12 protein-coding genes are annotated in these 15,265 nt (G+C 73.1%); 7 read left to right on the top strand and 5 right to left on the bottom strand.

The features are described 5' to 3' along the window. The first annotated feature begins 522 nt into the window (after positions 1–522). Together ACIF6L_RS33525 and ptsP are read left to right on the top strand one after the other, a co-directional pair. Positions 523–972 carry a PTS glucose transporter subunit IIA gene (locus ACIF6L_RS33525; protein WP_329490869.1) on the top strand — a complete coding sequence of 150 codons (450 nt, stop codon included), beginning with the start codon at positions 523–525 and terminating at the stop codon, positions 970–972. Between the two features lie 100 nt (positions 973–1,072). Next, complete coding sequence (gene ptsP / locus ACIF6L_RS33520; protein ID WP_396491349.1) at positions 1,073–2,743, top strand: phosphoenolpyruvate--protein phosphotransferase; 1,671 nt, start codon at positions 1,073–1,075, stop codon at positions 2,741–2,743. Positions 2,744–2,852: 109 nt separating this feature from the next. Here the strand turns inward: ptsP and ACIF6L_RS33515 are convergent, their stop codons facing one another. From ACIF6L_RS33515 to ACIF6L_RS33505, 3 genes are all read right to left on the bottom strand, one after another. Further along, positions 2,853–4,871 (bottom strand): acetoacetate--CoA ligase, encoded by a 2,019-nt coding sequence (locus ACIF6L_RS33515; RefSeq protein ID WP_329490866.1) that lies wholly within the window; start codon positions 4,869–4,871, stop codon positions 2,853–2,855. Between the two features lie 154 nt (positions 4,872–5,025). Next, positions 5,026–5,574 (bottom strand): NUDIX domain-containing protein, encoded by a 549-nt coding sequence (locus tag ACIF6L_RS33510; RefSeq protein ID WP_329490865.1) that lies wholly within the window; start codon positions 5,572–5,574, stop codon positions 5,026–5,028. A 39-nt stretch (positions 5,575–5,613) separates the two neighbouring features. Further along, the gene (locus ACIF6L_RS33505) at positions 5,614–6,516 is read right to left on the bottom strand and encodes an NUDIX hydrolase (RefSeq protein ID WP_396491348.1); all 903 of its coding nucleotides are present in this window, start codon (positions 6,514–6,516) and stop codon (positions 5,614–5,616) included. A gap of 244 nt (positions 6,517–6,760) precedes the next feature. Between ACIF6L_RS33505 and mmuM the strand changes: the two genes are divergently transcribed. The 5 genes from mmuM to ACIF6L_RS33480 all read left to right on the top strand — a co-directional run bounded on the left by mmuM (position 6,761) and on the right by ACIF6L_RS33480 (position 12,993). Next, positions 6,761–7,711, top strand: coding sequence for a homocysteine S-methyltransferase (mmuM, locus tag ACIF6L_RS33500; protein ID WP_396491347.1), 951 nt, complete (start codon positions 6,761–6,763; stop codon positions 7,709–7,711). Positions 7,712–7,829: 118 nt separating this feature from the next. After that, on the top strand, positions 7,830–8,594 hold the full coding sequence (locus ACIF6L_RS33495; RefSeq protein ID WP_352295079.1) for an IclR family transcriptional regulator: 765 nt from the start codon (positions 7,830–7,832) through the stop codon (positions 8,592–8,594). A 294-nt stretch (positions 8,595–8,888) separates the two neighbouring features. After that, entirely contained in the window at positions 8,889–9,626 is a 738-nt protein-coding gene (locus tag ACIF6L_RS33490) for an MIP/aquaporin family protein (RefSeq protein ID WP_380391237.1), read from the top strand. 94 nt (positions 9,627–9,720) lie between these two features. Next, positions 9,721–11,247 carry a glycerol kinase GlpK gene (glpK, locus tag ACIF6L_RS33485; RefSeq protein WP_329490860.1) on the top strand — a complete coding sequence of 509 codons (1,527 nt, stop codon included), beginning with the start codon at positions 9,721–9,723 and terminating at the stop codon, positions 11,245–11,247. Between the two features lie 153 nt (positions 11,248–11,400). Next, the gene (locus ACIF6L_RS33480) at positions 11,401–12,993 is read left to right on the top strand and encodes a glycerol-3-phosphate dehydrogenase/oxidase (RefSeq protein ID WP_329490859.1); all 1,593 of its coding nucleotides are present in this window, start codon (positions 11,401–11,403) and stop codon (positions 12,991–12,993) included. 278 nt (positions 12,994–13,271) lie between these two features. On the opposite strand, the gene ACIF6L_RS33475 is transcribed toward ACIF6L_RS33480, so the two are convergent. Further along, entirely contained in the window at positions 13,272–14,663 is a 1,392-nt protein-coding gene (locus ACIF6L_RS33475; RefSeq protein ID WP_329490858.1) for a gluconate:H+ symporter, read from the bottom strand. Beyond that, the gene (locus ACIF6L_RS33470; RefSeq protein WP_329490857.1) at positions 14,660–15,214 is read right to left on the bottom strand and encodes a gluconokinase; all 555 of its coding nucleotides are present in this window, start codon (positions 15,212–15,214) and stop codon (positions 14,660–14,662) included. Before ACIF6L_RS33470 ends, ACIF6L_RS33475 begins: the two co-directional genes overlap by 4 nt. Positions 15,215–15,265 lie beyond the last annotated feature (51 nt).

Genomic DNA, 15,265 nt, shown 5'->3' with positions numbered 1-15,265 from the left:
GGATGTCAACATATCTGGCGTTGACTTTTGGCACGCTGTTGAGTTCTCAAGGAACGGACACTTCCTTCGGACCGCCTTCCAGCGGGCCCTCCGGGTGCTTCGTTCTTTCGTGTTTCCAGCTTACCAGACGCTTTCCGCTCCGTTTACCGGTGCTTTTCGCTTCTGAAATCTGCTGTTAACCGTCGACTTGCGGCGACTCGACCAACCATAGCGGGTCGTCGGCCGGAGCGCGAATCGGGGCACGCCGAGCTTCACCCGCTCGGAGGCATGATTTGTTGCTCTCGCGAGCATATACAGCAATGGTCCCGATTCGCCAAGATGCCTGTAGAGTGCGGCGCATCGGCCAAGAGGACTAGACCACTAGCGGTCGGTGAGATGGCCGGCCGGTGAGGGCGGGCAGGGCGTGAGTGTTCGCCCGGGAATGTCAGCAGATGTCCGAAGTTGACATGATTTAGGCTTCAGTCGATGTCCTTGCCGCAGTTCGCGGCCGCTCTCTGTACTGCGCACTTGGGAGGCTCAACCATGACCACTGTGACGTCGCCGCTGACCGGCCGTGTCGTCGGGCTCGCCGGCGTGCCCGACCCGGTCTTCTCCGGCGCGATGGTCGGCCCCGGCACCGCGATCGACCCGGTGCGCCGGCCGACCGAGGCCGTGGCCCCGGTGGACGGTGTCGTCGTCTCCATGCACCCCCACGCGTTCGTCGTCGTGGACGCGGACGGACACGGCGTGCTGACGCACCTCGGCATCGACACCGTGCAGCTCAACGGCGAGGGCTTCGAGCTCCTCGTCAACAAGGGCGACACGGTGACCTGCGGCCAGGCCGTCATCAAGTGGGACCCGGCCGCCGTCGAGGCCGCGGGCAAGTCGCCGATCTCGCCGATCGTCGCTCTGGAGGCCGCCCCCGACTCGCTCGGCGACCTTCGCGAGGACGGGGACGTCGCCGTGGGCGACGCCCTCTTCAGCTGGAGCTGACCTCTTTCTTTACTGCAGACCCGCCCCTCCGGACTCGGTGGGGCGGCCCGGCACACAGCGGTACCCGGCGGGGCCGCTTCTCTCAGCGGAGACAGGTGACATGGAGAAGACGCTGCGCGGCGTGGGTGTGAGCCACGGGGTCGCGATCGGCCAGGTGCGGCACATGGGGACGGCGGTGCTGGAGCCGTCGGCCACCCAGATCCCGACCGAGGACGCCCCCCGTGAGCAGGCCCGCGCCCAGGCTGCCGTCGAGGCGGTGGCCGCGGACCTGATCGCCCGCGGCAACCTGGCCGGCGGCGAGGCGCAGGCCGTGCTGGAGGCCCAGGCGCTGATGGCCCAGGACCCGGAGCTGATGGCCGACGTGGCCCGCCGGATCACCGTCGGCAGCAGCGCCGAGCGCGGCGTCTACGACGCCTTCGCCGCCTACCGCGCGCTGCTCGCCTCCGCCGGGGAGTACCTGGCCGGCCGGGTCGCGGACCTGGACGACGTGCGCAACCGCATCGTGGCGCGGCTGCTGGGCGTGCCGATGCCGGGCGTTCCGGACAGCGACGAGCCGTACGTACTGTTCGCCCGTGACCTGGCGCCGGCCGACACCGCGCTGCTGGACCCGACCCTGGTGCTCGGCTTCGTGACCGAGGAGGGCGGGCCGACCAGCCACAGCGCCATCCTCGCCCGCGCCCTGGGCGTGCCGGCCGTCGTCGCGCTGCCGGGGGCGACCGATGTCGCCGAGGGCACCGTGGTCGCGGTGGACGGCAGCTCCGGCGACGTGCTGCTGGAGCCGTCGCAGGAGAAGCAGGACGAACTGCGCCGCGCGGCCGCCGAGCGCAAGGCCGCGCTGGCCGCCTCGTCCGGCCCGGGGCAGACCTCGGACGGGCACCGGGTGCCGCTGCTCGCCAACGTCGGCGGTCCCGCGGACCTGCCGGCCGCGCTGGAGGCCGGGGCGGAGGGCGTCGGCCTGTTCCGCACGGAGTTCCTCTTCCTGGACGACTCGGCCAAGGCTCCCAGCGAGGAGAAGCAGGTCGAGGCGTACCGCAAGGTGCTGGAGGCGTTCCCGGAGGGCCGGGTCGTGGTCCGGGCGCTGGACGCGGGCGCGGACAAGCCGCTGGACTTCCTGACCCCCGCCGACGAGCCCAACCCGGCGCTGGGTGTGCGCGGTCTGCGGACCCTGCTGGAGCACCCCGAGGTCATGCAGACCCAGCTGCGCGCGCTGGCGAAGGCGGCCGAGGGGCTACCGGTGCACCTTGAGGTGATGGCCCCGATGGTGGCCGACCGCAAGGATGCCAAGGACTTCGCGGACGCGTGTCGCCAGGCCGGGCTGAGCGCCAAGTACGGGGCGATGGTGGAGATCCCGTCGGCGGCGCTGCGGGCGCGGTCGATCCTCCAGGAGGTGGAGTTCCTCTCGCTGGGGACCAACGACCTCGCGCAGTACACCTTCGCCGCCGACCGCCAGGTGGGCGCGCTGGCGCGGCTGCAGGACCCGTGGCAGCCGGCGCTGCTGGACCTGGTCGCCTTCTCGGCCGAGGCCGCCCGGGCCACCGGCAAGAGCTGTGGCGTCTGCGGCGAGGCCGCCTCCGACCCGCTGCTCGCCGTGGTCCTGACCGGGCTCGGCGTCACCAGCCTCTCCATGGGCGCGGCGTCGATCCCCTATGTGCGGGCCACGCTGGCCAAGTACACGCTGGCGCAGTGCCGCCGGGCGGCCGAGGCCGCCCGGGCCGCGGACAGCGCCGAGGACGCGCGGGCCGCGGCCCAGCAGGTGCTGTCCGGCGAGTGACACCCGGCGCGCGGCCGGAGCAAGGACTGCGAAGGGGTGCCCCCACCGTCATGGGGGCACCCCTTCGTGCTGTCCGGGTTCGTGCTGTCCGGGTTGGTGCTGTCCGGGGTCAGGCCCGGCGGTCGCGGCGGAGCTGCTCGAAGTAGCGCAGGTGCTCGATGTCGTCGACCGAACCCGGGTTCACGGCCTGCTCCAGCGGGGTGCCGGAGAGCAGGCGCTTCACCGGGACCTCGATCCGCTTGCCGGTGAGGGTGTGCGGCAGGCCGCGGACGGCGATGACCTCGTCGGGGACGTGGCGCGGGGAGAGCTCGGTGCGCAGCGAGGTGCGGATCCGGCCGACCAGGCCGTCGTCGAGGACCGCGCCGGGGGCGAGCACGACGAAGAGCGGCATCCAGTAGCCGCCGTCGGGCTCCTCCAGGCCGATGACCAGGGACTCGGCGATCTCGGGGAGGCGCTCGACGACCTCGTAGATGTCGGAGGAGCCCATCCGGACGCCCTGGCGGTTGAGCGTCGAGTCGGAGCGGCCGTGGATGACCACGGTGCCGCGGGAGGTGACGGTGATCCAGTCGCCGTGGCGCCAGATGCCGGGGTACATCTCGAAGTAGCTGTCGTGGTACCGGGCGCCGTCGGGGTCGTTCCAGAAGCCGGTGGGCATGGACGGGATCGGCTTGGTGACGACGAGTTCGCCGACCGCGTCGGTGAGCGGGCGGCCGTGGACGTCCCAGGACTCGACGGCGGCGCCGAGGCAGGGGGCCTGGATCTCACCGAGGTACACCGGCAGGGTCGGGACGCCGCCGACGAAGCAGGAGCAGACGTCGGTGCCGCCGCTGACGGAGGCGAGCCAGACGTCCTGCTTGACCTCGTCGTAGATCCAGCGGAAGCCGTCGGGCGGGAGCGGGGAGCCGGTGGTGCCGATGCAGCGGACGGCGGAGAGGTCGAGGTCGCGGCCGGGGTGCAGCTCGGCCTTGCGGCTGGCGATGACGTAGGCCGCGGAGGTGCCGAGGACGGTGGCGCCGGTCCGGGCGGCGACGGACCAGAGGGCACCGGTGTCCGGGTGCCCGGGGCTGCCGTCGTAGGTGACGATCGTGGACCCGGTGAGCAGGCCGGCGAGGAGGAAGTTCCACATCATCCAGCCGGTGGAGGTGTACCAGAGGAAGCGGTCCTCGGGGCCGAGGTCCAGGTGGAGCCCGGCCTGCTTGAGGTGCTCCAGCAGGATGCCGCCCTGGCTCTGGACGATGGCCTTGGGCAGGCCGGTCGTCCCGGAGGAGTAGAGGACCCAGAGCGGGTGGTCGAAGGGGACGGCCTCGAAGACCGGCTCGACGTCGTCGGCGACCAGGTCGTCCCAGTGCAGGGCGCCGTCGGGGGCGGGCGCGCCGAGCAGCGGGACGTGGACGACGGTGCGCAGGCTGGGGAGCTCGCGGCGGAGTTCGGCGACGACCTCGGCGCGGTCGTGGTCCTTGCCGCCGTAGTGGTAGCCGTCGACGGCGAAGAGGACGGCGGGCTCGATCTGCTGCAGGCGGTCGAGGACGCTGCGGGCGCCGAAGTCGGGGGCGCAGCTGGTCCATACCGCGCCGACGGCGGCGCTGGCGAGGAGGGCGACGGCGGCCTGCGGGATGTTGGGCAGGTAGGCGCTGACGCGGTCGCCGGGGCCGATGCCGCGGGCCCGGAGGGCGGCGGCGAGCGAGCCGACCTGGCGGCGGAGCTCGGACCAGGTGAGGACGGTCGGCTGCTCGGTGGTCTCGTCCAGGTGGAGGATCGCCGGCTTGTCGGCGTTGGCCTCGTCGTCGGCGGCGCGCAGGGCGTGCTCGGCGTAGTTGAGGCGGGCGCCGGGGAACCAGCGGGCGCCGGGCATGGCGGCTTCGGCGAGGACGGCTTCGGGGGCCTCGGTGAAGCGGACGCCGAACCACTGGGTGACGGCCGTCCAGAAGCGGTCGAGGTCCTCGGTGGACCAGCTGTGCAGGTCGGCGTAGCGCCGGGCGGCCTGCTCGTCGCTGTCGACGGGGGCCAGCGGGGCGGCCGGTGCGCCGTGGTGTTCGGCGGCCCAGGCCTGGAAGGCCACGAGGCCGGTGGCTGCGGCGCGAGCGGGGTTGGGGCGCCAGAGCGGCTGGTCCTGGGATGGGGTGCTCACGGTGGTGGTCTCCCGGCCGTTGGATGGGACGGGGGTGCTTGTGGCAGGGCCCGTCCGGTTGGGGCTGTCGGAGCAGACCCTGCCATGTGATCGCGCGGTACGCCAGGGTCTGCCGCGGCCGTGCGAGCCTGGTCAGCCCCGTCCCCGGGCACGGTCAGTGGTGGGCGTACTCGCCGTTGAACCAGGCCTGGGAGACCCGGGTGTGGAAGGCGAAGACGAGGGCGGTCGTGGGGTCGGCGAGCTGCCAGCCCTCCGTCTCCTCGGTGGGGACCGAGGGCGGGAGCTCGGCGAGCGGGCGGGCGGGGAGCAGGCCGAAGAGGCAGAGGAAGCCGCCGTGCGTGTCGGAGTCGGTGGCGACCAGGGTGACGTCCCCGGCCTCGGCCAGGATGCCGGTCTCCTCGCGCAGTTCGCGGACGCAGGCCTGCTGCCAGCTCTCCCCGTAGTCGACGTAGCCGCCGGGCAGGGCGAGTTGGCCGTAGCCGGGCTCGATGGTGCGGCGGATGACCACGAGGCCGGGCGCACCGCTCTCCTGGGTGACCGGGAGGAGGGTGACGACGACGGGCAACGGGTTGCGGTAGCTGATCTCGGAGCAGCCGGGGCAGGTGCGGGGCCAGGCCGTGGTGCCGGGCGGGTAGGGCGTGCCGCACCAGTGGCAGTGGGAGTTCGGCCGGTTGCTCGTCCTGCTCACCTCTTGAGTCGTCATGGCCGGATGGTAGTGCGCGGGCGCGACCGGTGGCGCCGGTCAGCGGATCTCGTCCTCCCGGGTGGGCCGGAGCAGCGCGGGGTGCAGGAGGTGGGCGTCGCCGGCGTGGTAGGTGCGGGCCCGTGGGCCGCCGCGGGCGCCGCCGCGCTCGGTGGTCGTCCCGGTGCTCTCGACGAAGCCGGGCACCGAGAGCACCTTGCGGTGGAAGTTGCCGGGGTGGAGCTTCTCGTCCCAGACCGCCTCGTAGACGGCGCGCAGCTCGGGGATGGTGAAGTCGTACTGGAGGAAGGCGGTGGCCAGCGGGCTGTACTCGATCTTCGCGCGGGCGCGGTCGAGGCCGTCGGCGACGATCCGGGCGTGATCGAAGGCGAGCGTCGTGGTGCCGGCGGGGCCGTCGGCCGCGGGTTGGTGGCCGGTGTGCCCGCCGACGCCACCCCCGTGGGTGTCGGCGGGCACACCGGCGGCTGGGGACCGGCCGGTGGACGGCCGGAGGTCGAGGTCGGTGACGGCGTGCCAGGCGGCGGTGGCCGCGTCCGAGCCGGCCTGCGGGTCGGGCAGGTCGGGGGCGAAGGCGAGGTAGGCGACGGAGACCACGTGCATGCGCGGGTCCCGGGTGGGGGCGCCGTACGTCCCGAGCTGTTCGAGGTGGATCCGGCTGAGGGCGGCCTCGGCGTCGGCGGTGCCGACCAGGCCGGTCTCCTCGGCGAGCTCGCGGGCGGCGGCCTCGTCGAGCCCTTCCTCGCCGGCCCGCAGGAAGCCGCCGGGCAGTGCCCAGTACCCCTGGTAGGGCGGCGCGGCGCGCTCGACCAGCAGGACGTGCAGGCTGCCGTGGCGCAGCGTCAGGGCGACGACGTCGACGGTGACGGCGACGGGCGTGTAGGCGCGCGGGTCGTAGGCGGCGAGCCAGTCGTTCTCGTGGGCGGGCGGTCGTTCCACGGTCATGGCGGGCTCCTCTCCGCTGGCGCTTCGTCGGGCCGGTCGGTCGCCGGCGGTCGCTGCCGGGCGCGTCGGGTGTGGCGGGCATGTCGTGCGGTCGGGAGGACCGGCGGGGCGCCGTCCTGCCGTCGTTCTCGGGGTGAGCACAACGTAGCGATCCGGGGGCCGGGCGGCAAATGATTTTCGGGCCGGCCGGGGGCGTCCGGTCTTCTACTCTGTGACCAGGAGCTTTGCCCCCGAGGAGGCCGTCATGCCCGCCCCTGCCCCGCCGGGCTTCGCCGCCGCGCTGGCCGCCGGTCCGCTGGTCCTGGACGGCGGGCTGTCCAACCAGCTGGCGGCGGCCGGGTACGACCTGTCGGACGCGCTGTGGTCGGCCCGGCTGCTGGCGGACGCCCCGGAGGCGGTGGTCGCCGCCCACCGGGCGTACTTCGAGGCCGGGGCGCAGGTCGCGATCACCGCGACCTACCAGGCGAGCTTCGAGGGGTTCGCCCGGCGCGGGCTGGGCCGCGCGGACGCGGAGCGGCTGCTGGCGCTCGGGGTGGAGCTGGCGCGCCGCGCCGCGGCGCCGGTCCGGGCGGACCGGCCGCTGTGGGTCGCCGCGTCGGTGGGGCCGTACGGCGCCGCGCTGGCCGACGGCTCGGAGTACCGGGGCCGGTACGGGCTGACGACCGCCGAGCTGGAGGCGTTCCACCGGCCGCGGCTGGAGGTGCTGGCGGCCGCCGGGCCGGACGTGCTGGCGCTGGAGACGGTGCCCGACGCGGACGAGGCGCGGGCGCTGCTGCGGGCGGTGCGCGGGCTGGGCGTGCCGGCCTGGCTGTCGTTCAGCGTGGCGGGCGACCGGACCAGGGCCGGGCAGCCGCTGGCGGAGGCCTTCGCGCTGGCCGCGGACACCGACGAGGTGGTCGCGGTGGGGGTGAACTGCTGCACGCCGCAGGACGCCGACCGGGCGGTGGCAACGGCGGCCCGGGTGACCGGCAAGCCGGTGGTGGTCTATCCGAACAGCGGCGAGCGCTGGGACGCCGGGGCCCGTGCCTGGCGCGGTGCGGCGACGTTCGGCGTGCCCGGGGCCGCTCCCGGCGGCGGCCGGGCGGGGGTGGCGGGGTGGCTGGCCGACGGCGCCCGGCTGGTGGGCGGCTGCTGCCGGGTGGGCCCGCGGGAGATCGCGGCGCTGGCCGCCGAGGTGGCGCGCGGGCGGGACTGACCGCGCCGGACGGAGATTACCGAGGGGGAAGGTGCACGGACGGGGCGCGGCCTGGCAGACTCGTCCCGTTACCACTGCGGTCGACATTGTCGACCGCCTGTCAGCGCGGAGGTACCGAATGCCCGGCCCGATCCAGTCGCTCTCCCGGGCCGCCGCGATCATGCGCCTGCTGGCCGGCGGCGAGCGCCGCCTGGGGCTGTCCGAGGTCGCGACGGCCCTGGGCCTCGCCAAGGGCACCGCCCACGGGATCCTGCGCACCCTCCAGCAGGAGGGGTTCGTCGAGCAGGACCCGGAGAGCGGCAAGTACCAGCTGGGCGCGGAGCTGCTGCGGCTGGGCCAGAGCTACCTGGACGTGCACGAGCTGCGCGCCCGGGCCCTGGTCTGGGCGGACGACCTGGCCAGGGCGGCCGGCGAGACCGTCTACCTCGGGGTGCTCCACCAGCAGGGCGTGCTGATCGTGCATCACGTCTTCCGTCCGGACGACACCCGGCAGGTGCTGGAGGTCGGCTCGATGCAGCCGCTGCACAGCACCGCCCTCGGCAAGGTGCTGCTGGCGTACGACCCGGTGGCCCGCGGGGAGCTGGGCGAGGGCCCGCTGGAGGCGTACACCGCGCGGACCCTGACCGACCTGGCGGACGTGGACGCCGAGGCGGCGCTGACCCGGGAGCGCGGCTGGACCGACTCGATCGAGGAGACCTGGGAGGGCGTGGCCTCGATCGGCGCGCTGATCCAGGACCGGCGGCGCAACCCGGTCGGCGCGGTCTGCGTCAGCGGCCCGGTGGAGCGGGTCTGCGAGGACGGCTTCGTGCGGCCCTCGCTGGTCGCCTCGGTGCGCAGCGCGGCCCGGGCGATCTCCCGGGACCTGGGCGCCGGACGGTTCTGACCCCGGCGCCGGCGGCCGCGGCCGCGGACATCTGACGTTCACGCTGAGGCGCGGACAGGCGGGATGCCTGTCCGCGCCTTAGCGTTTTGTCCATATTTGACGTGAGTCGATTGGTAACTTCGAGTGAAGGGTCACAGCTGCGTAACCCGGCCTTGACGTGAAGGCGGCCTGGGGAGGAAGCTTCCGCATGACGGTCGACATTGTCGAACGATGGCCGAGCAGATCACTCCCACAATGCGCTCACCCGCACAGCGATCGCTCAGCCACCTGCCCCCACCCGCACCTCCGGGCCATATGGACAAGGGAGTCTTTGTGTCCGCGTTCTCCAACGGCGACATCTTCGTCGGCGAAACCCTCGGCACCGCCGCGCTGATACTTCTCGGCGGCGGCGTCTGTGCCGCCGTGACGCTCAAGAAGTCGAAGGCCCTCAACGCCGGCTGGCTGGCGATCACCTTCGGCTGGGGCTTCGCGGTGATGATCGCCGCCTACATGTCGGCCCCCAAGTCGGGCGCGCACCTGAACCCGGCCGTCACCCTGGCCCTCGCCGTCGACAGCGGCGACTGGAGCAAGGTGCCGGTCTACCTCGGCTCCCAGCTGCTCGGCGCGATGATCGGCGCCGTCCTCGTCTGGGTCACCTACCTCGGCCAGTTCCAGGCCAACAAGGAGGCGACCCTGGGCATCTTCTCGACCGGTCCCGAGATCCGGAACCCGGTCCAGAACCTGCTCACCGAGATCATCGGCACCATGGTCCTCTGCCTGGGCATCCTCACCCAGGGCCTGAACAAGGGCCTCGGCCTCTCCGGCACCGGCATCCTGATCGTCGCCCTCACCGTCGTCGGCATCGGCCTCTCGCTCGGCGGCCCGACCGGCTACGCGATCAACCCGGTCCGCGACCTGGGCCCGCGCATCGTGCACTCGCTCCTGCCGATCCCGAACAAGGGCGGCTCCGACTGGTCCTACGCCTGGATCCCGGTGGCCGGCCCGGTCATCGGCGGCCTGCTGGCCGGCGGCCTGTACCACGTCGCCTTCTGACGCTCCTCGGGTTTCCACCCCACCCGAGCACGGGGACTGACCCGAGAGTCGGACCCACCCACCCCGCAACCCCCTTCTTGAGCCGAGGACCCTCATGACCTCCATTGGCACCGGTAACTACATCGCCGCGATCGACCAGGGCACCACCTCCAGCCGCTGCATCATCTTCGGCGAGGACGGCCGGATCGTCGCCGTCGACCAGCAGGAGCACCGGCAGATCTTCCCCCAGCCCGGCTACGTCGAGCACGACGCCGCCGAGATCTGGACCCGGGTGCAGTCGGTGGTCCGCGGCGCGCTGGAGAAGGCCGGTCTGACCAAGGACGACATCCGCGCCATCGGCATCACCAACCAGCGCGAGACCACCGTCCTGTGGGACAAGAACACCGGCGAGCCGGTGCACAACGCGCTGGTGTGGCAGGACACCCGCACCGAGGGCCTCTGCCGCGAGCTAGGCCGCAACGTCGGCCAGGACCGCTTCCGCCGCGAGACCGGCCTCCCGCTGGCCAGCTACTTCGCCGGCCCGAAGATCCGCTGGCTGCTGGACAACGTCGAGGGCCTGCGCGAGCGCGCCGAGGCCGGCGACATCCTGTTCGGCACCATGGACACCTGGGTGATCTGGAACCTCACCGGTGGTGTCAACGGCGGCAAGCACGTCACCGACGTCACCAACGCCAGCCGCACCATGCTGATGAACCTGCGCTCGCTGGAGTGGGACGACAAGATCGCCGAGTCGATGGGCGTGCCGATGGCCGTCCTGCCGGAGATCCGCTCCTCCGCCGAGGTCTACGGCGAGGCCGTCGGCGACCTGGCCGGCGTGCCGGTCGCCTCCGCCCTCGGCGACCAGCAGGCCGCGCTGTTCGGCCAGACCTGCTTCGACAAGGGCGAGGCCAAGTCGACCTACGGCACCGGGACCTTCCTGCTGCTGAACACCGGCGAGGAGGTCGTCAACTCGTACCACGGGCTGCTGACCACCGTCGGCTACCGGATCGGCGACCAGAAGCCGGTGTACGCGCTGGAGGGCTCGATCGCCGTCACCGGCTCGCTCGTCCAGTGGCTGCGCGACCAGCTCGGCATCATCTCCACCGCCGCCGAGATCGAGACCCTCGCCAACACCGTCGAGGACAACGGCGGCGCCTACTTCGTCCCGGCCTTCTCCGGCCTGTTCGCCCCGTACTGGCGCTCCGACGCCCGCGGTGTGATCGCCGGTCTGACCCGGTACGTCACCAAGGGCCACCTGGCCCGGGCCGTGCTGGAGGCCACCGCCTGGCAGACCCGCGAGGTCGTCGACGCCATGCAGAAGGACTCCGGCGTCGAGCTCACCGCCCTCAAGGTCGACGGCGGCATGACCAGCAACAACCTGCTCATGCAGAACATCGCCGACGTGCTGGACGCTCCGGTCGAGCGCCCGTACGTGGCCGAGACCACCGCGCTGGGCGCCGCCTACGCGGCCGGCCTGGCGGTCGGCTTCTGGAGCGACCTGGACACCCTGCGGGCCAACTGGCACCGCGCCGCCGAGTGGACCCCGCGCATGGACGAGGCCACCCGGGAGCGCGAGTACAAGAAGTGGCTCAAGGCCGTGGAGCGCACCATGGGCTGGGTGGAGGAGGACGAGCAGATCTGACCGCGGACGCCGGTCGGGGCCCCCGGGCCCCGGCCGGCCCGCTCCCGTTTCACCGGCCCGCCGCACCGGGCCGAACCGGCCTCTCAGCAGGGGCCGCACCGCACACCGAGAGGAGTAACGGCGCCGCCCGACCCGCGCCGCCGTACACACACCATGGCTACCATCCCGACCCTGGGCGCCGAGCGCTTCGCCGGCCGCACCGCCTCCCGCGCCGAGACCCGCGAGCTGCTGGGCAAGGCCACCTACGACCTGCTGGTGATCGGGGGCGGCATCCTCGGCACGGCCGTCGCCTGGACCGCGTCCCAGGCGGGCCTGAAGGTCGCCATGGTCGATGCCGGCGACTTCGCCGGGGCCACCTCCAGTGCCTCCTCGAAGCTCGTGCACGGCGGTCTGCGCTACCTGCAGACCGGGGCGGTCAAGCTGGTCGCCGAGAACCACAAGGAGCGCCGCGCGCTCGCCACCGACGTGGCCCCGCACCTGGTCAACCCGCTGACCTTCTTCGTGCCGGTCTACAAGGGCGGCCCGCACAGCGCGCCCAAGCTCGGCGCCGGTGTGTTCCTCTACTCGGCGCTCTCCGCCTTCCGCGACGGCATGGGCCGGGTCTCCACCGCCGCGCACGCCGCCCAGCAGGTGCCCGCGCTGCGCACCGAGGGCCTGCGCTCGGTGGCCGTCTACGGCGACCACCAGATGAACGACTCGCGCGTCGCCGTGATGACGGTGCGCGCCGCCGTCGACGCCGGCGCCGTGGTGCTCAACCACGCCGAGGTCACCGGCCTGCGCTTCACCGGCGGCCGGGTCACCGGCGCCGACCTCAAGGACCGCCTGGACGGCACCGAGTTCGGCGTGAACGCCCGCCTGGTGCTCAACGCCACCGGCCCGTGGGTCGACCACCTGCGCACCATGGAGGACGCCGGCGCCGCGCCGTCGATCCGCCTCTCCAAGGGTGCCCACGTCGTGGTCAAGCGCCGTGCGCCGTGGCGCGCCGCGCTGACCATCCCGATCGACAAGTACCGCGTCTCCTTCGCCATCCCGTGGGAGGACCACGTCCTGCTCGGCACCACCGACGAGGAGTACACCGGCGACCCGCAGGACGTCCGGGCCACCGAGGCGGACATCGACCAGATCATGGGCGAGGCCGCGCACGCCATCCGTGACGAGCACATCGACCGCGACCTGATCACCTACGCCTTCGCCGGCCTGCGGGTGCTGCCCGGCGGCCCCGGCGACACCGCCGCCGCCAAGCGCGAGACGGTCGTCACCGAGGGCCGGGGCGGCATGCTGTCGGTCGCCGGCGGCAAGTGGACCACCTACCGGCACATCGGCCGGACCGTGCTGGAGAAGCTGGCCCACGTGCCCGGCACCACGCTCGGCGAGGACATGTCGACCATCGCCCGGACCGTCCCGCTGCCCGGCGTCGGCGCGCCGAACGCCGTCGCGCACCGCCTGCTGATCGACCGTGAGCCCGGCTCCCGGATGGAGCCGCTGGTCGCCAAGCACCTGGCCAGCCACTACGGCACGCTCTCCTTCGAGATCGCCCGCATGATCGACGAGAACCCGGAGCTCGGCCGGCCGATCCACGAGGACGGCCCGGACGTCTGGGCCCAGGTCGCCTACGCCGCCGACAGCGAGTGGGCGTACACCACGGACGACGTGCTGCGCCGCCGCACCACGATGACCGTCCGCGGCCTGGACACGCCGGAGATCCGCTCCGAGGTCGACGCCTTCCTGGCGAAGCGCGCCAAGTGACCGCGTGGCCGAGTGAGGACGGTCCCGTGAAGCGCTCGGCCCCGTAGGGCCGGCGCACAGGACTCGAAGGGCGGGCACCCCGGGCTGGGGGTGCCCGCCCTTCGGCATGTCCGTACGGCCGGGCTCACGGGCTCCTGCGGGTCGGCTGCCGGGGCGGTCCCCAGGACCCGCTCGGCTGCCCGCCGGGCCGCGGTCGGGCCGTGCGGCCCGCCGTCGGGCAACGCCGGAGGGCGGTACCCGTGGAGACGGGTACCGCCCTCCGGGGCGCGGGGGCGCGGTCAGATGATCAGGCTGAGCGGCATGATCAGGGCGATGGCGACGACCGAGATCACGGTCTCCATCACCGACCAGGACTTGAGGGTCTGGCCGACGCTCATCCCGAAGTACTCCTTCACCAGCCAGAAGCCGGCGTCGTTGACGTGCGAGAAGAACAGCGAACCGGCGCCGATGGCCAGCACCAGCAGCGCCGCGTGGGTCGCGGACATGTCGGCGGCGAGCGGGGCGAGGATGCCCGCGGCGGTGATCGTGGCGACCGTGGCGGAGCCGGTGGCCAGGCGGATCAGCACGGCGATCAGCCAGCCGAGCAGCAGCGCCGAGATGTGCCACTTGGCGGACCACTCGCTGACCGCGTTGCCCACACCGACGTCGATCAGGGTCTGCTTGAAGCCGCCGCCCGCGCCGACGATGAAGACGATGCCCGCGATCGGGCCGAGCGACTTCCCGACGGTGTCGGAGATCCGGTCCTTGGTGAAGCCGGCCGCCCGGCCGAGCGTCACCATGCCGAGCAGGGTCGCGGCGAGCAGGGCGATCAGCGGCGAGCCGATGAAGTCGAAGATCCGCTGCGGCATCGCCTTCGGGTCGTCGACGACGACGTCGACCAGGGCCTTGCCGAGCATCAGGGCGACCGGCAGCAGGATGGTGGCGAGGACCGCGCCGAAGCCCGGGGTGTGCGCGGGCTTCTCCGTCTCCTCGGGCGCGGTGGCCTGCGGGATCTCCAGCGGGCCGACCCAGCGCTCGGCGAGCCGGGCGAACAGCGGGCCGGCGACGATCAGCGTCGGCACGGCGATCAGCAGGCCGAGCGCCAGGGTGATGCCGAGGTCGGCCTTGAGCGCGTCGACGGCCACCAGCGGACCGGGGTGCGGCGGGACGAGGCCGTGCAGCACCGAGAGCCCGGCCAGCGCGGGGATGCCGATCCGCATCAGCGGGACGTTGCCGCGGCGGGCCACCAGCAGCACGATCGGGATCAGCAGGACGACCCCGACCTCGAAGAACAGCGGCAGGCCGAGGACGGCCGCGATCAGCGCCATCGCCCAGGGCAGCGCCCTGGGCCCGGAGCGGGCGAGCACGGTGTCGGCGATGATGTTCGCCCCGCCGGAGTCGGCGAGCAGTTTGCCGAGCATCGCGCCGAGCCCGATCAGCAGGCCGACGCCCGCGACGGTCGCGCCGAACCCCGTAGAGAAGCTGCCCAGCAGCTTGTCGAAGGGGGCGCCCGCGACGGCGGCCAGCAGGCCCGAGCCGAGTGTGAGGGCAAGGAACGGGTGGAGCTTCAGCCGGGTGATCAGCACCACGATGGCGCCGATGCTGAGCAGGACCGCGATCAGCAGCTGGGCGTCGCTGTCGGTGTGCGGCAGGGCCGGTGGGGCGGCCGCCGCGAGCAGGGTGGGGGTCACGCGAGGTCTCCATTGACGGGCCGCAGCAGTGCCACGGCCATCTCGACGAGTTCTTCGGGGGTCGGGCCGACGTCCAGGACGGCACCGCGCTCGTCCGCCCCGAGGGGCTCCAGGGCGGCGTACTGCGAGTCGAGCAGCGACGGCGGCATGAAGTGTCCGGTGCGGTGGGCGAGCCGGTCCCCGACCAGCTCGTGCCCCCCGCTGAGGTGCAGGAAGAAGGCGCCCGGGCAGGCCGCGCGCAGGGTGTCGCGGTAGCGGTGCTTCAGCGCCGAGCAGGTGACCACGCCGCCGGTGCCGGCCTCGGCCCGCTCCCCCAGCCAGCCGCCGAGGGCGCGCAGCCAGGGCGCGCGGTCCGCGTCGTCCAGCGGGATGCCGGCCGACATCTTGGCGATGTTGGCGGGCGGGTGGAAGTCGTCCGCCTCGGCGTAGGGGAGGTCGAGGCGGTCGGCCAGCAGTCGGGCCACGGTGGTCTTGCCGACACCGGAGACGCCCATCACCACGAGGGTGAGGGGCGACGCGGGGGTGTCGTGGTTCTCGACGCTGAGAGCCATGGGTGGTGCTCCTTCGTTGCCAGGCCGCCACTATCGCTCCAAAGATATGAC

It is taken from the genome of Kitasatospora sp. NPDC086009 (assembly GCF_044540385.1).
Classification (GTDB): domain Bacteria; phylum Actinomycetota; class Actinomycetes; order Streptomycetales; family Streptomycetaceae; genus Kitasatospora.
Note: the sequence above shows the minus strand (reverse complement) of the source record. Positions and strands in the feature narration are given on the sequence as shown.